The organism is Rhizobium sp. BK379 (assembly GCF_014193955.1).
Taxonomy (GTDB): Bacteria; Pseudomonadota; Alphaproteobacteria; order Rhizobiales; family Rhizobiaceae; genus Rhizobium.
Genome location: NZ_JACIAD010000001.1, coordinates 903,590 through 919,940, shown reverse-complemented (window position 1 = coordinate 919,940; position 16,351 = coordinate 903,590). Strand labels below are relative to the sequence as shown.

The following is a 16,351-nucleotide window of genomic DNA, read 5'->3' as shown; positions in this document are numbered from 1 at the left end:
CAGGGAACCATGACCAGCGCACTCCTCATCATCGATATGCAGATGGTCATGCAGGAGCGGCTCGATGCCGGGCGCGAGCGCGTGAACGGCGAGGCGGGAGAGAATATCGCAGCCCTTGCCGGCGCCTTTCGCGCCGCCCGCAAGCCTGTCATCCATGTCCGTCACCGCGATAGCGCGGAAGGGTCGGCGCTCAACGAAAAAGCGCCTGGATACCAGCCGATGCCCTGCGCGAAGGCGCGGGAGAACGAGCCCGTCTTCATCAAGTCCACGTCGTCGGCCTTTGCCTCCACCGAGCTCGAGGGCTATCTGCACGAGGTCGGCATCACGCATCTGGTCGTGACGGGGGCGGTCGCCGGCTTCTGCGTCAACACGACCGTGCGCGCCGGCAGTGACCTCGGCTTCAAGATGAGCGTCGTCAGCGACGCGGTGCTCGGCTTCGACCTGCCGGATGCCGATCTCTCGGCGCGGGAAATCTTCGACGTGACGATGGCGCACCTGAAATCGGATTTCGCCGAAATCGTCGAGACGCGGCAGCTGATGGCCATGCAGCCTGCCTGAGTGGGCGGCCTGAGGGCCGCCGCCTAATCCGGTTTGCCGCCCACCAGCGCGACGATCGGCCCATAGCCGCCGTGCCAGGATGTGTCGTTGCGGCCGAGCGCCGGATTGTAGAGGCCGGTGCCGTTTCCGCCGTCGAGGAAGAGCGCATCGGGGCATTTCAGCTCGTCGCGGAAGAACCTTGCGAAATCGTGGAAATTCACGTTGCCCTCGCTGATGACGAAGCGGAGCGTGCCATCGGCTGCAAGGCCGACGCCGTTGCGCCGCGTGCGGTCGGTCGAGCCGGGTATGAAGATCGGGTTGACCTTGCCGGCGACGAGCAGCATCGGGCCGGATTGCGTGGCGAGGCGCGTTTTTGGCTTCTGCTTCAGGAAATCGGCGGTCGGGATGATATGGGCGCCGGTCTCATCGAGATAGAAGATGCCGTTCGGCTGCTTGAAGAAGTTCGGCACCGGGCCGGACACTTTGGGCGGCGCTTCGACATTGGCCGCTATCAGCTCCCTGCCATCCTCGACATAAAGCCCCAGTGGCGTGAAATCCTCGCGGTACATGCCGGCATTCATGGCAAAGAGAAGCCGCTGTCCTTTGCCGGCAACCGCATCGGCGACGCCTGAAAACCTGCGATAGGGCTTGCCCCCGGCATCCTTCCAGAACAGGCGCAGATCCGCCTTTGCGGGATCGACGCTGCAGACGATATAGCTGCCGCCCTCGAAATTCTGGCGTGTGCAGGGATCGGCAGGCGTCGGCGCGCCAGCCGCATCGGGCGCCTCGGCCTTCGCGGCAAACGCACCGGCAAGGAGCATGGCAAAGGCGATTATGGTGCGAAGCATGGCATCTCCCGACTCGTGGCTGATAATTCGTAGCTGATGACCGGGAAAGAAGGCGAGAGCGGGGAGCAACTTAATCTCTGCCTGCAAAGCTTGCCTTATGCGCACGCTGACCGACCTGCTGCACTGGAATTGCCCTGCCGCCCGCAACTGCAGGTACTCAATATCCTGCATATCCCGTTCTGCGTTTGTTAACCAACTGCCACCTAGGGTCGTGCCGTTACTCTTGAGGCAAGCATGACGCTCTGCAATCAACTGGCGCTCCAGGCCGATGATGGCTGCGGGCGATCCTTGAGGAAGCACCATGATATTTATTTCATCTATTCATAGTTCGGCCGCCCTGACCTTGCTGAAGGGCATTCGCTCAAATCAGGAGCAGGATCCGACGTCGCCGGACGGGATTCTCAGTGCTGCAACCGCGGCTGGTCTTTTGCCCGGCCCCCTGGATGCGAGCGGAAAGATCACCCGGATCCTGCTGGAGAGCGGCGGGCAGTTGATCGCCGGCGGCGTCAATGCCGGTCTCGTCGGCACGGATGGCGATGATATCATGAAGGGCGGGCTCGGCTCCTCGTTCAGCGGCGGCGCCGGAAATGACTACATCGACGCCGGCGGCCTCAACAACATCAGCGGTGGTGCGGGCAATGACACGATCGTGACCCGCGGCTGGTCAGACATCAACGGCGACAGCGGCGACGATCAGATCACGGCTGCCACGACCCACAACACGATCAGGGGCGGAGCTGGCAACGATATCATCGAGGCGGGTTCGGCCAACACCATCGATGGCGGAGAAGGCGACGATCGCATTACCGCAGGCGCAAGCAATGTCGTCACCGGAGGAACGGGCGACGATATCATTACTCTCACCGCCAGACGCTCTGAAATGGGCAGCAACATCCCGACCGAAACAGGCTCGCTTATCAAATATGCGGCCGGTGACGGCAAGGACAAGCTGAACCTTGTCGGATCGGACTCGACGCTCGAGCTCGGCGAAGGCATCTCTGCGGAGAACACCCATATCTCCATCACCGACAACAGGGCGACCATTACATTCGATGGAAGCGACGGCGACAGCATCACCGTGGACCTGACGCCGGATTCCGCCCTGACGGTGAAATTCGCCGACGGCAGTTTGCAGCAGATCGCCTTCGATCCCGGCAAGGATTACAACTGGCAGCTTGATCCGCGGGAAGGGATAAAACATCTGCAGGCAATGCTGCCGACAGCCAAGGATGTGCCCGATCTCGCTGTCGTTGCCGCAGTCCGGGCTTATAGCCAATCCTGATGTGTTGAAACCAATCAGTTGTGGCCATAGTCGGCCCATTGCCGCGTGCCCGTCGCCTGCGGGGCGGGCATGACGCGTGGCGATGCTGTCTTTCCGCTGTCGGCGCCTGCAGCTTACCTTAGGGAAAGCGGTAGGAAGAAACCATCCAAGCGAGCCTTACGCAACGGAATACATCATTGAAACTTCTCGGTTTTCCCGAAAATCGTCATCAACCGGTCAAATATCACCCGATTGGGGGTGGCGATTATCAGGCTAACGGCTAGGGTGGAAGCCGGCCTTGTGGAGCTGGGCCGACTTGACGCAACCTTGGAGGCCGTCTCTCCCGACGAGCCTCTTTTTTTATGCCATGCGCTTCCGCTGCTAGAGCCGCGAATTCCGCTGTCGTTGCGCGGAGGCCTAAAGCGTCTATCCTGGGCTCGTCAGGTGCAGGCGCTCACATTCACGGTTGGGCATCCTTTTCCGCAACAGCCGGGACATCAGCCATGACGATCGAGATTGCCGATTGGTCGCCGCTCTGGTCGGAGAAATTCCGGGCGAAGGCCGTGGATATTCGCCGGGCGCTTGGAAATGTCGCGCTGCGGATCGATCATATCGGCTCCACCGCCATAGCGGGCATGGCCGCCAAGCCTGTCATCGATATGCAGATTTCCGTTGCCGGATTCGAACCGTTCGAGCGGCTGCTGATGCCGCTCAATGCCATCGGCTATGTGTGGCGGCAGGACAATCCGGATCGCGCCAAACGTTATTTTCGTGAAAGTCCCGATCAGGAGCGCATGCATATCCATGTCAGGCGTTCCGGCAGCTGGCACGAGCAATGGGCATTGCTGTTTCGCGATTACATGCGCGCCCATGCAGCAGAACACCCTGCCTATATCGCACTCAAGCACGCGCTCGTCGCTGCCCATGGGGACGATCGGAAGGCCTATACGGACGGTAAGGCCGATCATCTCTGGGCGGTGATCCGCCGGGCGGACCGCTGGGCGGCCGAGACGGGCTGGGCGCCGGCGCAGTCGGACGCGTAGGTAGCGGTGCGCGGGTGAGCCAGACTATTTGGCGTGAATACCCAGCAATTCGAACTCGTCGATCAGGCCGACCACCTTTTCGCCGTCGAACGTCTCGGCGCCGATGATGCTCTTGCCGTCGTATTTCTCGGCCTGCAGGATGATGACGTATTTGTCTTCCTGGCGGAAATAGCCGTATTGCGGGATTTCGATGTCGATCGGCTTTCCGTAGTTCCTGGCATCCTCGCCGGTCGCAAAGATCGCCGTTCCGTTGTCGACATCTTCGGGGGCGGCACTGCGGCCGATCAGGAAGCCCGAGCTCGGCAGGTCCGGCCATTTGGCCGCACCGCTGAAAAGCAGGGAGGCGCAAAGCGCGATCGCAAGCGCTCGGATGGTCTTCAAATCAGTTGCCTTTGCCATGGTCCACTCCTGCCGTGCAAGGAAGGGCGAGGGGAGCGTCATCTAAGGAATCCTCCCTGCAGCCGGAAGTTCCCAAAAACCGTCATCGGAAGGCGAGGGCAAGCCGGGAGAGCAGCACTGCACAATTTTATTCGCAATGGCGCATATAGGCGAGAGGTCCGGATGCCGCAGGCAGGTAGCCGGGTACCGGTGAAGAGGTCGGGACGTGTGGTTTTGGCTCTGGTCAGCCGTCAGCCTCGTCCGCCTCTCGCGTCATCTCGACCATCGTCGGGCGGAAGCCCATGGCGCTAAAGAGGCTGCGGGCGACGTCGTTGCGGTGGGCGGTCGAGAGCACGAAGCGTTCGGCGCCGAGGGATTTCAAGCGGGCCATCGCCGCTTCCAGCAGCATCCGGCCGACACCTTCGCGGCGGCGGCCGGGATCGACGAAGAGATCGTGGATGACGCCCGCCGGTCCGCGAAGCGACATGTAGTCGAAGCCCTCCGATGCGGCATAGGCATATCCGAGGAGGCCGCTGTCGTCTTCGGCGACGATCACGATGACATCGGGCTCTGCGAGCTGGCTTTTCAGGAACTGCCCGTATCTGAGCGGGGTGCTCTTGGCGGCTTCGATGAAGCGCTTGGGGTCCAGTTCGTGATGGAGGGCAACGAGCAAGGCGCCGAAGCCGCCGAGAATATCCATGTCGGCCGATGTGGCGGGGCGGATCCTGACTGCATGTTCAACCGGCTTTTTCGCCATATGGGTTCCAGTGGTCTTGCAAATGGAGGCGCGGGAGCGGCGCCTGGATCCTTCCTACATCGCGGCCGGTTCCAAGGCCATATGCCGCGTGGGCGAGGAGCCCGCCGTGTGCGGTCAGCCGCCCTTGCGAACAGTTGATAGCCACCTGGTCACCAACCGTTCGAGGAGGACGCCGAGCAAGGATGAATGGTGTCGGAAAGCCGGATGCGAATCGCGGCAAGGAGGCTCACGGACAGGGGTGGCGCACCGCAGCGCGCCTGCGAATAGTCGCTAGACGAATAATATTCCATAAAAAAATCAGTATATTACAACAGAAACTTGCAGGTGATTCGAAGTTTTTGTGCCTAAATCTGTTGCCAAATTTAAAATTGACCTTATATTGCCGTTATCGACCATTGCTTGTGACGTCGTTGCGGAGCTATTTGCTCTCGTCAGATTTCCTTCCAAATAATCGACCCAAGCCCGCAGGGTATCGCGGGAAGTTTCAACGGTTGCTTTGAAAGGAGATCGTTATGAATACAGGTACAGTCAAGTGGTTCAACGCCACCAAGGGTTTCGGTTTTATCCAGCCGGATAACGGCGGCACCGACGTTTTCGTCCATATTTCTGCAGTTGAACGCGCTGGCCTGCGCTCGCTCGCAGACGGACAGAAGATCAGCTACGAAATCGTGCAGGACCGCCGTTCGGGCAAGAGCTCTGCCGACAACCTCCGCGCTGAATAAGAACTTGTCACGACTTCGCGCGACCACGGATGTACTGGCGCGCGGAGACGTTGACCGAGGCCAGGGCCTGGCCTGAAAAAAGTCAGGATCTGGGAAGGTCGGGAGCAGTCCCGGCCTTTTATTTTTCATTGCATGAGGGTAGAACGGCATGGCATATCGTCGTTACAGTCCGGGTGACACCATCATGCTCAAGCATGGTGTTCTCGGCGGCGCGCAGCCCTTGGGCTCCGGCGACATTCTGTCCATTCTGCCGGCCGCGCAGGGCTTCGTCCACTATCGCGTTCGGTTTCAGAACGAGAATTTCGAGCGCAGCATCCGCCAGGATGACATCGACGTCCAGGCATCACCTTCGTCGCCTTCGCTTCCAGAAGCAGAGGCGGCGCCCGAAAAGCCGAAATCGAGCTGGATCAATTCGAACGTGATCCGCATCAGGAAGTAACAGCAGCTACGCTGATTAAGGAGAAAACTTGCAGGTACTCGTCCGAGACAACAATGTCGATCAGGCCCTCCGCGTGCTCAAGAAGAAGCTGCAGCGCGAAGGTGTGTTCCGCGAAATGAAGGAACGCAGCGCCTATGAAAAGCCGTCGGAAAAGCGCGCCCGCGAAAAGGGTGAAGCGATCCGCCGCGCCCGCAAGCTCGCCCGCAAGCAGGCGCAGCGCGAAGGCCTGCTGCCGGCACCGAAGAAGAAGGTGATTGCTCGCGGCCGCTGACGCCTTCCCGGTCTCCCGTTCCATCGACAAGGAGGAAACATGACCGAGACGAAAGACACTTTCTTCAAGCCCGAAAAGCTTTCGCCGCAGGCGAAGGCCGAGCAGACGACATCTGTCGCCAAGGGTATCCTCGAAAGCGAAGCTGTCGCTAGGCAGAAGAAGACCGAAAAGCTGCGCGCGCTGAGGCTCGCGCAGGAGGCGGTCGAGGCGCCGCCGAAGAAGCCGAGAGCGGGCAAGAAGGCTTAGGGCCTCTGTGCCTCGCCTTGCCATGGCATGATAAAGCGGTGCTCTCCGGGGCGCCGTTTTTTGTGTTTGGTGATGGCGCCGGGCCTCATGGAGGCCGCCAAATCATTGCAGGCCACATTCCCAGAGCGATCACGAAAAGGCCGGGGTTTCGAAGCCCGGCCTTCTGAATGATGGCGATCGGTTGCGGATTTCAATGCAAGGTGACGGCTCGCTCCGGCACGGCGATTTCTTCCTCTGCGAGGCCGCTGAGTGCGACAATGACCTCGTCGATGGACCAGCCGACGCTCAGAGCATGGTCGATCAGCTGGTGGAAGTCGGTTCCGAGGTATTCCTTGCAATCATCAAGACGATCTGCCGAAATAATGATTGTGCGTGAATTCAGGACCCTGGTCATGGCCTTATCCTTTGCTGCGAATATAACCGGCGCAATCGGTTATAGTTCCCGCTTCACAGCATGTTGTTGAATGAATACTTAACAGCTTGCGAACTAGTTCGGGTCGTGGGAGCGGGCAACCTACCCGCGCCGGAAGTCCGAACGCACGTGGCTGTAAAGTCGCAGCGCGAATCCGATGCCCGGAGCGCACCAGAAGACAGCGATTAGATAGGCGATCACCGTTGCGCCCAGGCATTCGCTTTCACCGGTCGCGCAGGTCGGGGCGACCATAATCGAATGAAGGCAGAGCGTGCCTGCGGCCAGTGAAGCAACTGCAACCGCGATCGGCAGCCAGAGGCTTTTCGCGCGCCCGATGGCCAGGGCGGCAATGAAGACCGCCATGAAGGGAAGGGATGCAATCCAGAAGAGGGTCATCAGGCTCTCGGGGCAAGGTTCTTCGCATGGAGCCTATTCTGATTTGGCAGAACGGCAAATGACCAACATGCACGAGCCCAGGCCCTGACATGCTCGCTGTCAGGGCCTGGACCCGCATCTCACCCAGCTCCGTTCAGTTCCTGACCTCGAAGATCATGTTGAACGGCGTTTCGCTGGCGCGGCGGAAGTGGTGGTATCCGGCATCCAGCGCCACCTTGCGCAGCTTCATCTCGCCCGCCTGTGCGCCAAGCCCGAGGCCGACTTCCTGGGCCATGGAGGCGGGCGTGCAGATCATCGTCGAGGCGCCGTAATAGACGCGGCCGACGGGGTTGAGGTTGTCCTTCAGCCCGTCATGGGCGAAGGGCTCGACGATCATCCAGGTGCCGTCCTTTTTCATCGTCTCGCGGATATGGCGGCCGGCCCCGACAGGGTCGCCCATGTCGTGCAGGCAGTCGAACATGGCAACCAGATCATAGTCGCCGGCCGGGAAATCCTTGGCCGATGCCTTGCTGAAGGTCACGCGGTCGGCCACACCGGCGTCCTTTGCGGCGCGCTTTGCCCGCTCGATCGACGGACCGTGGTAATCGAAGCCGTGGAAATGCGATTTCGGGAATGCCTGGGCCATCAGGATCGTCGAAGCGCCGTGGCCGCAGCCGACATCGGCGACTTCCGCCCCGCTTTCCAGCTTTTCCTTCATGCCCTTCAGCGCCGGGATCCACTCGGTGACGAGATGGCTGTTATAGCCCGGCCGGAAGAAGCGCTCGGTGCCGCGGAAGAGGCAGGTGCTGTGCTCATGCCAGCCGAGGCCCTTGCCGGTGCGGAAGGCATCCTCCACCTTCGGCTCGTCCATCCACATGGACTGGACGATCTCGAAGGCGCCGCCGAAGAAGGCGGGGCTTTCCTCATTGGCGAAGACCAGCGCCTGTTCGGGCGTCATGGCGAATTTGTTCGAGGCCTCGTGATAGGTGATGTAATCGGCAGCCGCCATGGCGGCGAGCCATTCGCGCACATTGCGCTCGGTGAGACTGGTCGTTTCCGCAAGCTCCATCGACGAGCGCGGCCGCCCGTCCATCATCGCCCGGAACAGTCCGAGATGATCTCCGAGCACGACGAGAACGCCCGATACACTGGCGCCGAGATCGCCCACGAGGCGACCGACGAGTGCATCGACTTTCTGCATGTCAGGTTGCTGCATATCGGTTTTCTGCTTATCGGTTTTCTGCATGGCACCCTCCTCAAGATGCGCCAGCCCCAGTCCGACAGTTCGACCCGCTGATGATTCTAGGCCGGAGCGGCAGGCAGTCAATGCTGCATTCGGGTTAGGGGACCGGGTGAAGATGCTCCACATTGAAACGTCACGTTAGGCTTGCCGGAAGTTGCGGCCGGTCTTCGGACCGATGCTGTCGGGACGGGAGGAATGCCGACTGAAATCAGCCCTCCAGGAGCACCAGTCAGGCCCGGAAATTGAGTGCCACGCCGTCCTTTCCGCGGTATAATGACGCGCGGCGGATGCAGACGGAGGTGAAGCCAATGAAGAGGCTCTCAATCATTGCCCTGTCGCTGGCAACGGCGCTGGCGAGCGCACTGCCGGCCGAGGCGTTTCCCACCATGGCCGCCGCCCCTGATGTCGAGGCACAGCAGGCGCAGCTGGTACGCTACCGCGGTTACTATGGCGGCTATCACGGTGGCTATTATGGCGGTCACGGCGGATACTACCACCACCATGGCGGCGACGGCTGGGGCTGGGCGCTCGGCGGCCTGGCCGCAGGCGCGATCATCGGCGGAATGCTGGCGCAGCCCGGATATTACGGCTCCGGATATTATGGCTCCGGCTATTATGATCCCGGCTACTACGGCGGCTATTCCGGTCCGTACTATTACGGCTCGACGCGATATTATGCGCGACGCTACTATTATCCCCGGACCTACTACTATCCCCGGGCCTACTATGGCGGCAACGACCATGTACGCTGGTGCTTTGCGCGTTACCGGTCCTACAGGGCTTACGACAACACGTTCCAGCCCTATTACGGCCCACGGCAGGCGTGCGTCTCGCCTCAATATTGATAGCCGCTGACAGCGTGGAGATCGCGACAGGCTTCAGGGAAGTTCGATTTCGCCTGCTACCACGTGGTTGAGGCCGGTGCCTTCCGCCGTCAGCGTCATGCGGACCTTCAGCTTCTTGCCGCCGATCTGCGCGTCGCGCACCGTCTCCTCGATCTTGCGCTGCGAGGTCACGCCGACTTCCTTCAGGAATTTGCGGATGGACATGTTGAAGGCGTCTTCGCTCATGATGAAATCCCCCATGTGATGAAGGGATTGTACGGGAAGGCGGCCGGTCGGGAAAGCTGGATGGGAGGCGCGGTGGCATAATCTGCGCGAGCCGGGAGATCGACTGATCATCGCATCGGGAAGCACAGCCTGAAGCGGCCCGCCCGTCCCAGGGATCGGAAGGGCGGGCCGCCATCGGCTCGCGCTATTTCAGCGGCAGGAACAATTCCACGACGACCTCATGGACCGGCACATCAGGGAAGAAGGAGAAATGCCGCTGGCAATAGATCGGGAAATCGCGGGCTTCCTCGCCGCTTGCCGGAAGCCAGTCCCGGTAGAGATAGAGGGCTGCTGGCTCCAGGTTGTGGGTATCGTGGACGACGCGGATGACCGCGCAGCGGCCGGCCGGGATCACGCCCGATTTCATCACCTCGTCGTCCGCATCGATCGGCCGGTCGGTGCCGACGCAGATGTCCATGCTGTAATCGGCCGGATTGGCGGGGATCCTCGGGGACCGGAAGATGTTGAAGGTGGGGCTCGTCTCCGGTGACAGGCCGGCGGCCTTGCGCCAGGCGATGAACCGCTCGATGCTGGTGCCGAGATTTGCCCGGTCGCCCCGGTGTTCCAGGATCGCCACCGGGGTTGGCGGCACGTCGCGGATCGTCACGTCGTCTTCTTCATAGGTTATCTGCATGAGCTTGCTCCTTGCGTTTTCGAGGGGCCCGAAGGCGGCAAGCCACGGAGCCCAGTCGGGCGATCTCCGGAACGAGGAAGGCGATTGCCCGAACCGTTGCCGAAAGGCGCGGGCAAAGGCATCCGGTGCACCGTAACCGGCATCCATCGCTATGTCGGTGACACTCTGGTCGCCGTTTGACGCCAGGTGGTGCGAGGCGCGCTTCAAACGGGCGAGCTGGACATAGCGATGCACCGACAGACCGAAGGTTGCCGAGAACTGCCGGTGAAAGTGAAACTTCGAAAAGGCTGCGATAGCGCTCAGCGCATCCAGGTCCAGATCGTCATCCAGATGCCGGTCTATGTGATCGAGCACCCGCTGCATTCGGGCATGGTAGTTTCGAAGCGCCGCCTTCATCATTCCGTCCTCCGTGGCGGCTCCAACTAAACGCGGGCAGGGGGCATGCGCTCGACCGATCTTGCGGTTTTGGCGGCACCTGCGGAACAGGCAGGTCGGTTCATGGGTGATCGGCGTCGTAGCGCAGGCGGTTGTCCTCGATGCTGCCCCTGTTTTCAGCCGCCCAGTCGGCCAGGTGGCGGACGGTTTCCGACAGGGAATGGCCGAGCGGGGTCAAGGTATATTCGACCTGCGGCGGGGTGCTGGGGTGGACGGTTCTGGCGATCATGCCGTCGCGTTCCAGCGTCTTCAGCGTTCGCGTCAGCATCTGCTGCGAAATGCCGCCGATCTGGCGCTTAAGCCCGTTGAAGCGGAGAGCACCCAGCCGAAGTGCGACGACGACCTGGATCGTCCATTTGTCGCCGACCCGGCTGAGGATCTCGCTGACACCCCTGCAGTCGGCGCCTGCCGGCCTTGCAGTCACATCCATCTGACCAGCTCCCAAAGATATGCTTTTGACGGATAATTTTAGGTCCCATAAATGGCCGTGGTCAACATCTGAGACCTTGTCTCGCGGCGAAGCCGGCGGGCGGGTCACCACCAGGAGACCACCATGAACCTCTTCTACTATCCCGGCGCCTGCAGCCTTGCCGATCATATCGCGCTCATCGAGGCCGGGCTTGCCTACAGGCTCACCAGCATCCGGCATGACAAGATGACGGAGGATGGGCGCGATTTCCTGTCGATCAACCCCAAGGGCTACATTCCCACGCTCGAACTCGAGGACGGAGCGATCCTGACGGAGAACCAGGTCATCCTGGCCTATATCGCCGAGACGAGCGGCAAGCTCCTGCCCGGGGACGGCATCTTACGCTGGCGCGCGCTCGAGGCGCTCGCCTTCATGTCGTCGGAGATCCACTCACGGTACCAGCCCTTTTTCCGGAATTTCCCAGAGCCGGAGAAGGAGCGCGCCCGCGAAAAGCTCGCGCAGGCCTTCGCCATCCTTGCCGGCCAGATGGGCGACAAGACGTTCCTGGTCAGCGACGAGATGACGATTGCCGATTGCTACCTGTTCTGGGTGCTGACGGTCGCGCCGAGGACCGGCGTCGAACTGCCGGAAGCGCTCGGCAGGTTCCTCGCCCATATGCGAACGCTGCCTTCGGTGACGCAGGCCCTTGCCGAGGAGGGGCTCGGCTGATCCGGCGGTCCGGCTGGCCGGCGAAGGTACTCAGCCGGCCAGCCATTCCTCGCGCGGGCGGCGCTCAATCCAGGAGGACGACAGCCTCGACCTCGAAGAGCATTGGGTCGATCGCGAGTCTCGGCACCGGAACCAGCGTCTGTGCCGGCAGCCTGTCGCCGAACATGCGCGTGACGGTCTCCGTCAGTATGCCGAGCTTCGACATATCGTGGCCGACCACGTAGACGGTCAGTTTCACGACCTGGTCGGGGCGGGCGCCAAGTGCTGCGATGACGGCGGCGAGGTTCGCATAAGCCTGTTCCACCTGGGTGGCGAAGTCAGGCGAAAGAGCGCCGTTCCGGTCGTACGCGCCCTGGCCCGAGATGAAGGCCAGCCGGCCGCCCGCAGGGGCGATGACCGCCGTGCTGTAGCCGTGCGGTGTCGGGTCGTGCAGATGGGAGGGGTTCACGATAACAGGCGTTGCGGCGAGGGTTTGATGGGATGTCATGGTCTGTCTCCTTGTCGGGTTGCCATGACACGCCTAAGGTAAATCGGTGCCAGATTTTGGCACCGAATATCGGGAAAGCTCCAGGGGGCGCAAATGAACATCCGCCTCAGACACGACGCCATCGTGCGCATCCTCAGGCGCAACGGAAGCTCGACAGTCGATGATTTGGCAGAGGAGGTTGGTGCTTCCAGGCGAACCGTACTGCGCGACATCGGGGCGCTGCGCGAGCAGGGTTTTCTCATCCATTCCGAATCCGGCCGGGGTGGCGGGCTGCAGCTCGACCCGGAATCGGTGCAGACCACGGCCCGGCTCTCGGTCACAGAGGTGTTTGCGCTCCTGATCAGCGTGGCGGCCATGCGCGCGGCACGCTCGCTCCCCTTCTCCGATCTCGCCGATGCCGGGCTTGCGAAGATCGAAAAGGCGCTTTCGGCAGAGAAAGTGCGGGACCTGCGCCGGCTTCTCGACTGCCTCTATGTCGGGCAATTGTCTCCCAGGCAGGATATTTCGGACATTGGCTCGATCGATTCCGGGCTGCTGCCGGCCTTCGAGACGGCATTTTTGCAGCGGCTGCATCTGCGGTTCCGCTACCGTGACGCCAGGGGAATGGAAACGCTGCGCGAGGCCGAACCGCAGGCCATGCTCATCCTGCCGCCACTTTGGTATCTCGTCGGCTGGGATACCGCGCGCGGGGATTTCCGCCATTTTCGCATGGACCGGATCAGCGCGCCGGAGATCGTGGAGGGCACGCAGTTTCGTCGAAGGCACGTGCCCTTCGAGGATGATGTCTGTCCGTTCAGCGAAATGGCGCGCTGAGCATCGGCGAAGGGCCAGGGCAGAAGCCGAATATCTGAGATGCGGGACGCCGGAAGGCTGGCTCGACGACAACCCGGCCCTTGATACAGCAACGGCGGCCGGGTGCGTTTCCATGGTGCCCGCATTGCGGTCGGCCCTAGCTTGAAGTTGCCCGTCAAACCTTTAGTTTCGACTAAAATAGTCGCAGGGACATGCAGGCAATGACTGGCAAAGCCGTTCACTCGTTCGAGATCGTCGAAGAAGTGGCCTCGGATGCGGGGATCTATACCTGGGATATCGTCAGGAACCTCGTCTTCGCAGACAGCGCGCTCGCCGAGCTTTTCGGCATGGATGCCGACGCCACGGTGCGCGGCCTGCCGCTGGAAGACTATCTTGAGCGAGTCCATCCCGATGACAAGCCGGATCTCGCAAAGACGATCTCGCAGGCGATCGTCGCCGAAATTGCCCAGCAGAACATCTATCGCGTCCAGGGCAGCGATGGCCGGTACCGGACGGTCGCGGCCTTCGGCCGGGCCTTTCGCGACCAGAGCGGTTCGCCCGTGCTCTATTCCGGCATCGTCGTGCCGGTGACCGACTGCGAGAATGCCAAACCGGTGGCGCATTAGACGGCTGTTGCCGTCAATTCGCGCCGGTCGCTTGCCATGCGGAGGTCACCGCATGGCTTCTGCTATCCGCAGCAAGGCTGCATAGATGACCTCCGGATCGCCGGGTGCAACGGCGTCTCGGGTCAGGGCTTCCGCCTTGGCGACAATCTCGTGGGCCGCGCGCAATGCCGACCGGCCGTCCGGCGTGAGTTCCGTCGTCAGGACCCGGCCATGCACCGGGTGGGCGGTTCGTTTCACGAGGCCGTCCCGTTCGAGTGTGGCGATGATGGACTGCATCGTCTGCGCTGTCACGAAGGCGCGCCGCGCCAGCTCCGCGCTTGACAGGCCCGCGTTGAACTCGAGCCCCGCCAGCACCGAATATTGCGGGGTCGTCAATCCGATGTTTCGAAGTTCATTGTCGAGATGGCCCCGCAGCGCCTGTTGCGCCCGCTTCAGCGCATATCCGAGCGAACGGTAGGTGTCATCCACCGGGGGATCAATCAGGCTGGACATATCAGGGTCCTTATATTATATCAGGCCCCTGACGATACTGCGTCAGGTATAAAAAGGGAAGACAGCTCATGGCTCGCCTCATTGGACCGGATTTCATCGGGATACAGACAAGGGATCTGGACGCCGCACGGACCTTCTACCAGGATATTGTCGGGCTCACGCCTTCGGCAAAAGCCCCTCCGGGTGCGGTTGTTTTCGAAACGCAGCCCATCCCCTTCGCCGTCCGCACGCCGATCGGGGATTTTGACGATACGGAAAAGCTCGGGGTCGGCATCGCGATCTGGTTCGGCTGCGACGATGCCGACGAATTGCACGCGCATCTCTGCGAGCACGACGTGCCCATAGCCTTCCCGCCGAAGGACGGCCCGTTCGGACGCTATTTCGCCTTCGTCGATCCGTTCGGCTACACGATCACGGCGCATACCGTCCTGGCGAGGCAGTAGAAGCCGCGGCCGCACGGGCCCGGGGGAAGCGGGCGCAATCTTCCAATCGGTTGCGCCCATCGACATGGACGTTTGTCATTGCGATAGGATCAGGCTGAAAAAGGTGCTAAGCGCGCCAGCCAGACAATGACAGGAGTGCAATTGTGAGCGAACTGACCGTAGCGGATGCAACAAACCGCATCTATGAATCGCTGCATGCCGATAATGCCGACCTCGACACACACATCGCTGCACTCAAGGCGGCATTGGCTCGGGCGGGTTTGAAAGAAGCGGTATTCGATCCGGCCAGGCTCGTGCAGAACAACCGTCAAGGCAGGAAGCTGATGCAGGCATATTTTCGCCAGCGCGGCGTGACGGTGAAATACTCGGCCTAACGAGGCCGGCTGACCGGCATAGCGGCAAACAAAGCTTACGAGAGGCCACTTTACGGCGGCCTCCCTCGAGTCGTTGGAAACCTGACGGGCGCTTTGAACTGCGACGGCCGCCTTCCGGATCACGTCCATCACGACGTCGCCGCTGATCGGTTCCGACCGCCTTCTCGGACGCGCGGACGGTATGTTTCAGCAGGATGTCAGGCTCCTGCTCGCCGCTGACGACTGCGGTCTGATCCTGATGACCTGTCGCGGCGTGAGGCGCTCCTCCCAGAGCGTCGATGAGCGTCTCGCTGATGGTGTCGAATACGATGTGTTCGAGATTCTATGAATTCGCTGCGCGACGGCGGCGATGTGGTCGAATTGCCCGTTTCCCGACCTTGCCGGCGGCCCGATGATGGATTTGGCTGGCGACCATAGCCATCAATGGGAGCCAGCATGACCAGCCTCGATCGATGGACCGTCCACACGCCGATGTCTGACCCCGGCCAACACGCCAGGGCGATCGCAGTTTTGCCTGACGAGGTCGGGCCTCTCGCCGGCATCGTCCAGGGCCTCCTGGTGCATTCCAGCTGGCTCGGGGACTATGGTCTCGACGCCTCGAAGCTCGGGCCGAGCGCGCGCAAGACCCTGCCGATCGCCGAACGGCTTGCCGACATCATGCAGCGCGACGACCGTCCTCTCGCCCAGGCGCGGCCGGCCGACAGGCGATCCGTCGGTACATGCCGGGATTTCGCACTCATGCTTTGTGCATTTCTCCGGAGCAAGGGCGTTCCCGCGCGTGTGCGATGCGGCTTCGCATCCTATTTTTCGACGGAGTGGGAAGATCACTGGATCTGCGAATATCGGGATGGCGGGACGGGCGAGTGGCGGCTTGCCGATGCACAGATTGACTCGATGCTGAGACGCAGGAAACACATTGAATTCGATGCCGTCGACATGCCCCGCAGCGCTTTCCTCATGGCAGGGGAAGCATGGCTGACATGCCGCCGCGGAGAGGCCGAGCCCGCAAGCTTCGGCCATGGCGGCACAACCGGCCTCTGGTTCGTGAAGATCAATGTCCTGCGCGACCACCTTGTCCTGAACGATCGGGAAACCTCCGAGTGGGATCGCTGGCGCGAGGCGCCGCAGGCAAGCCGGCAGGTGCCACCCGATGAGCTGGCATGGCTGGATGATCTCGCCGCCCGCCCGGACCAGTCGCGCGTCGCCCGCAAACCGGACTGGCTGGCCTAGGTTTGGTTACGTGGCTGGAGAGGCCGGCTGTGCTGGACGATCAAAAAACGAAAACCTAA

The 16,351-nt window shown here is 61.6% G+C and carries 25 protein-coding genes and 1 pseudogene; 15 read left to right on the top strand and 11 right to left on the bottom strand.

Translation table 11 applies throughout. The features are described from left to right. The first annotated feature begins 9 nt into the window (after positions 1-9). The gene (locus tag FHT93_RS04770; RefSeq protein WP_112546683.1) at positions 10-558 is read left to right on the top strand and encodes an isochorismatase family protein; all 549 of its coding nucleotides are present in this window, start codon (positions 10-12) and stop codon (positions 556-558) included. A 23-nt stretch (positions 559-581) separates the two neighbouring features. Here the strand turns inward: FHT93_RS04770 and FHT93_RS04765 are convergent, their stop codons facing one another. Continuing rightward, complete coding sequence (locus tag FHT93_RS04765; protein WP_183846383.1) at positions 582-1,385, bottom strand: phosphodiester glycosidase family protein; 804 nt, start codon at positions 1,383-1,385, stop codon at positions 582-584. Between the two features lie 301 nt (positions 1,386-1,686). Here FHT93_RS04765 and FHT93_RS04760 point away from each other — a divergent pair, with 301 nt between their 5' ends. Both FHT93_RS04760 and FHT93_RS04755 read left to right on the top strand, forming a co-directional pair. Further along, entirely contained in the window at positions 1,687-2,667 is a 981-nt protein-coding gene (locus FHT93_RS04760; protein ID WP_183846381.1) for a calcium-binding protein, read from the top strand. Positions 2,668-3,149: 482 nt separating this feature from the next. Next, positions 3,150-3,689, top strand: a complete 540-nt coding sequence (locus FHT93_RS04755) for a GrpB family protein (protein ID WP_183846379.1) — start codon at positions 3,150-3,152, stop codon at positions 3,687-3,689. Between the two features lie 24 nt (positions 3,690-3,713). Here the strand turns inward: FHT93_RS04755 and FHT93_RS04750 are convergent, their stop codons facing one another. Next, positions 3,714-4,088 carry a hypothetical protein gene (locus FHT93_RS04750; protein ID WP_162728585.1) on the bottom strand — a complete coding sequence of 125 codons (375 nt, stop codon included), beginning with the start codon at positions 4,086-4,088 and terminating at the stop codon, positions 3,714-3,716. Between the two features lie 223 nt (positions 4,089-4,311). After that, positions 4,312-4,824 carry a GNAT family N-acetyltransferase gene (locus FHT93_RS04745; protein ID WP_183846377.1) on the bottom strand — a complete coding sequence of 171 codons (513 nt, stop codon included), beginning with the start codon at positions 4,822-4,824 and terminating at the stop codon, positions 4,312-4,314. 512 nt (positions 4,825-5,336) lie between these two features. Between FHT93_RS04745 and FHT93_RS04740 the strand changes: the two genes are divergently transcribed. From FHT93_RS04740 to FHT93_RS04725, 4 genes are all read left to right on the top strand, one after another. Further along, positions 5,337-5,546 (top strand): cold-shock protein, encoded by a 210-nt coding sequence (locus FHT93_RS04740; RefSeq protein WP_112546522.1) that lies wholly within the window; start codon positions 5,337-5,339, stop codon positions 5,544-5,546. Between the two features lie 148 nt (positions 5,547-5,694). Then, the gene (locus FHT93_RS04735) at positions 5,695-5,985 is read left to right on the top strand and encodes a cold-shock protein (RefSeq protein WP_183846376.1); all 291 of its coding nucleotides are present in this window, start codon (positions 5,695-5,697) and stop codon (positions 5,983-5,985) included. A 28-nt stretch (positions 5,986-6,013) separates the two neighbouring features. Continuing rightward, on the top strand, positions 6,014-6,256 hold the full coding sequence (gene rpsU, locus FHT93_RS04730; protein ID WP_112546524.1) for a 30S ribosomal protein S21: 243 nt from the start codon (positions 6,014-6,016) through the stop codon (positions 6,254-6,256). Positions 6,257-6,295: 39 nt separating this feature from the next. After that, on the top strand, positions 6,296-6,502 hold the full coding sequence (locus FHT93_RS04725; RefSeq protein WP_112546525.1) for a hypothetical protein: 207 nt from the start codon (positions 6,296-6,298) through the stop codon (positions 6,500-6,502). Positions 6,503-6,692: 190 nt separating this feature from the next. Here the strand turns inward: FHT93_RS04725 and FHT93_RS04720 are convergent, their stop codons facing one another. The 3 genes from FHT93_RS04720 to FHT93_RS04710 all read right to left on the bottom strand — a co-directional run bounded on the left by FHT93_RS04720 (position 6,693) and on the right by FHT93_RS04710 (position 8,505). Then, positions 6,693-6,896 carry a hypothetical protein gene (locus FHT93_RS04720; RefSeq protein WP_112546526.1) on the bottom strand — a complete coding sequence of 68 codons (204 nt, stop codon included), beginning with the start codon at positions 6,894-6,896 and terminating at the stop codon, positions 6,693-6,695. 120 nt (positions 6,897-7,016) lie between these two features. Next, on the bottom strand, positions 7,017-7,310 hold the full coding sequence (locus FHT93_RS04715) for a hypothetical protein (protein ID WP_112546527.1): 294 nt from the start codon (positions 7,308-7,310) through the stop codon (positions 7,017-7,019). Positions 7,311-7,443: 133 nt separating this feature from the next. After that, positions 7,444-8,505 carry a class I SAM-dependent methyltransferase gene (locus FHT93_RS04710; RefSeq protein WP_112546684.1) on the bottom strand — a complete coding sequence of 354 codons (1,062 nt, stop codon included), beginning with the start codon at positions 8,503-8,505 and terminating at the stop codon, positions 7,444-7,446. Positions 8,506-8,840: 335 nt separating this feature from the next. Here FHT93_RS04710 and FHT93_RS04705 point away from each other — a divergent pair, with 335 nt between their 5' ends. Beyond that, positions 8,841-9,377: a BA14K family protein gene (locus FHT93_RS04705; RefSeq protein ID WP_113145723.1), complete on the top strand. Its 537-nt coding sequence runs from the start codon at positions 8,841-8,843 to the stop codon at positions 9,375-9,377. A gap of 33 nt (positions 9,378-9,410) precedes the next feature. Here the strand turns inward: FHT93_RS04705 and FHT93_RS04700 are convergent, their stop codons facing one another. The 3 genes from FHT93_RS04700 to FHT93_RS04690 form a co-directional block, all read right to left on the bottom strand. After that, a complete protein-coding gene (locus tag FHT93_RS04700; protein WP_112546528.1) occupies positions 9,411-9,602 on the bottom strand; it encodes a DUF6494 family protein in 192 nt (63 codons plus the stop codon). Between the two features lie 184 nt (positions 9,603-9,786). Next, positions 9,787-10,671, bottom strand: a complete 885-nt coding sequence (locus FHT93_RS04695) for an AraC family transcriptional regulator (RefSeq protein WP_183847522.1) — start codon at positions 10,669-10,671, stop codon at positions 9,787-9,789. A 100-nt stretch (positions 10,672-10,771) separates the two neighbouring features. Beyond that, a complete protein-coding gene (locus FHT93_RS04690) occupies positions 10,772-11,140 on the bottom strand; it encodes a helix-turn-helix domain-containing protein (RefSeq protein WP_112971858.1) in 369 nt (122 codons plus the stop codon). A 123-nt stretch (positions 11,141-11,263) separates the two neighbouring features. Here FHT93_RS04690 and FHT93_RS04685 point away from each other — a divergent pair, with 123 nt between their 5' ends. Continuing rightward, positions 11,264-11,848: a glutathione binding-like protein gene (locus tag FHT93_RS04685; protein WP_183846374.1), complete on the top strand. Its 585-nt coding sequence runs from the start codon at positions 11,264-11,266 to the stop codon at positions 11,846-11,848. Positions 11,849-11,912: 64 nt separating this feature from the next. Here the strand turns inward: FHT93_RS04685 and FHT93_RS04680 are convergent, their stop codons facing one another. Beyond that, positions 11,913-12,335, bottom strand: coding sequence for a RidA family protein (locus tag FHT93_RS04680; protein ID WP_183846372.1), 423 nt, complete (start codon positions 12,333-12,335; stop codon positions 11,913-11,915). 93 nt (positions 12,336-12,428) lie between these two features. Here FHT93_RS04680 and FHT93_RS04675 point away from each other — a divergent pair, with 93 nt between their 5' ends. Then, on the top strand, positions 12,429-13,148 hold the full coding sequence (locus tag FHT93_RS04675; protein ID WP_183846370.1) for a WYL domain-containing protein: 720 nt from the start codon (positions 12,429-12,431) through the stop codon (positions 13,146-13,148). 200 nt (positions 13,149-13,348) lie between these two features. Further along, on the top strand, positions 13,349-13,753 hold the full coding sequence (locus FHT93_RS04670; RefSeq protein WP_112546687.1) for a PAS domain-containing protein: 405 nt from the start codon (positions 13,349-13,351) through the stop codon (positions 13,751-13,753). 45 nt (positions 13,754-13,798) lie between these two features. On the opposite strand, the gene FHT93_RS04665 is transcribed toward FHT93_RS04670, so the two are convergent. Next, the gene (locus tag FHT93_RS04665; RefSeq protein ID WP_112971862.1) at positions 13,799-14,245 is read right to left on the bottom strand and encodes a MarR family transcriptional regulator; all 447 of its coding nucleotides are present in this window, start codon (positions 14,243-14,245) and stop codon (positions 13,799-13,801) included. Positions 14,246-14,313: 68 nt separating this feature from the next. On the opposite strand from FHT93_RS04665, the gene FHT93_RS04660 reads away from it, so the two are divergent. The 4 genes and pseudogenes from FHT93_RS04660 (at position 14,314) to FHT93_RS04645 (ending at position 16,292) form a co-directional block, all read left to right on the top strand. Then, positions 14,314-14,688: a VOC family protein gene (locus FHT93_RS04660; protein ID WP_183846368.1), complete on the top strand. Its 375-nt coding sequence runs from the start codon at positions 14,314-14,316 to the stop codon at positions 14,686-14,688. Between the two features lie 140 nt (positions 14,689-14,828). Further along, on the top strand, positions 14,829-15,062 hold the full coding sequence (locus tag FHT93_RS04655) for a hypothetical protein (protein WP_113145718.1): 234 nt from the start codon (positions 14,829-14,831) through the stop codon (positions 15,060-15,062). A 136-nt stretch (positions 15,063-15,198) separates the two neighbouring features. After that, positions 15,199-15,351, top strand: a pseudogene (locus tag FHT93_RS04650) (DUF3237 domain-containing protein); the annotation flags it as partial. A 146-nt stretch (positions 15,352-15,497) separates the two neighbouring features. Then, entirely contained in the window at positions 15,498-16,292 is a 795-nt protein-coding gene (locus FHT93_RS04645) for a transglutaminase domain-containing protein (RefSeq protein ID WP_183846366.1), read from the top strand. Positions 16,293-16,351 lie beyond the last annotated feature (59 nt).

Coding starts and splice junctions, on each gene's coding strand:
- FHT93_RS04770 (WP_112546683.1), top strand. CDS start 10: ATGACCAGCGCACTCCTCATCATCGATATGCAGATGGTCATGCAGGAG.
- FHT93_RS04765 (WP_183846383.1), bottom strand. CDS start 1,385: ATGCTTCGCACCATAATCGCCTTTGCCATGCTCCTTGCCGGTGCGTTT.
- FHT93_RS04760 (WP_183846381.1), top strand. CDS start 1,687: ATGATATTTATTTCATCTATTCATAGTTCGGCCGCCCTGACCTTGCTG.
- FHT93_RS04755 (WP_183846379.1), top strand. CDS start 3,150: ATGACGATCGAGATTGCCGATTGGTCGCCGCTCTGGTCGGAGAAATTC.
- FHT93_RS04750 (WP_162728585.1), bottom strand. CDS start 4,088: ATGGCAAAGGCAACTGATTTGAAGACCATCCGAGCGCTTGCGATCGCG.
- FHT93_RS04745 (WP_183846377.1), bottom strand. CDS start 4,824: ATGGCGAAAAAGCCGGTTGAACATGCAGTCAGGATCCGCCCCGCCACA.
- FHT93_RS04740 (WP_112546522.1), top strand. CDS start 5,337: ATGAATACAGGTACAGTCAAGTGGTTCAACGCCACCAAGGGTTTCGGT.
- FHT93_RS04735 (WP_183846376.1), top strand. CDS start 5,695: ATGGCATATCGTCGTTACAGTCCGGGTGACACCATCATGCTCAAGCAT.
- FHT93_RS04725 (WP_112546525.1), top strand. CDS start 6,296: ATGACCGAGACGAAAGACACTTTCTTCAAGCCCGAAAAGCTTTCGCCG.
- FHT93_RS04720 (WP_112546526.1), bottom strand. CDS start 6,896: ATGACCAGGGTCCTGAATTCACGCACAATCATTATTTCGGCAGATCGT.
- FHT93_RS04715 (WP_112546527.1), bottom strand. CDS start 7,310: ATGACCCTCTTCTGGATTGCATCCCTTCCCTTCATGGCGGTCTTCATT.
- FHT93_RS04710 (WP_112546684.1), bottom strand. CDS start 8,505: ATGCAGCAACCTGACATGCAGAAAGTCGATGCACTCGTCGGTCGCCTC.
- FHT93_RS04705 (WP_113145723.1), top strand. CDS start 8,841: ATGAAGAGGCTCTCAATCATTGCCCTGTCGCTGGCAACGGCGCTGGCG.
- FHT93_RS04700 (WP_112546528.1), bottom strand. CDS start 9,602: ATGAGCGAAGACGCCTTCAACATGTCCATCCGCAAATTCCTGAAGGAA.
- FHT93_RS04695 (WP_183847522.1), bottom strand. CDS start 10,671: ATGAAGGCGGCGCTTCGAAACTACCATGCCCGAATGCAGCGGGTGCTC.
- FHT93_RS04690 (WP_112971858.1), bottom strand. CDS start 11,140: ATGGATGTGACTGCAAGGCCGGCAGGCGCCGACTGCAGGGGTGTCAGC.
- FHT93_RS04685 (WP_183846374.1), top strand. CDS start 11,264: ATGAACCTCTTCTACTATCCCGGCGCCTGCAGCCTTGCCGATCATATC.
- FHT93_RS04680 (WP_183846372.1), bottom strand. CDS start 12,335: ATGACATCCCATCAAACCCTCGCCGCAACGCCTGTTATCGTGAACCCC.
- FHT93_RS04675 (WP_183846370.1), top strand. CDS start 12,429: ATGAACATCCGCCTCAGACACGACGCCATCGTGCGCATCCTCAGGCGC.
- FHT93_RS04670 (WP_112546687.1), top strand. CDS start 13,349: ATGACTGGCAAAGCCGTTCACTCGTTCGAGATCGTCGAAGAAGTGGCC.
- FHT93_RS04665 (WP_112971862.1), bottom strand. CDS start 14,245: ATGTCCAGCCTGATTGATCCCCCGGTGGATGACACCTACCGTTCGCTC.
- FHT93_RS04660 (WP_183846368.1), top strand. CDS start 14,314: ATGGCTCGCCTCATTGGACCGGATTTCATCGGGATACAGACAAGGGAT.
- FHT93_RS04645 (WP_183846366.1), top strand. CDS start 15,498: ATGACCAGCCTCGATCGATGGACCGTCCACACGCCGATGTCTGACCCC.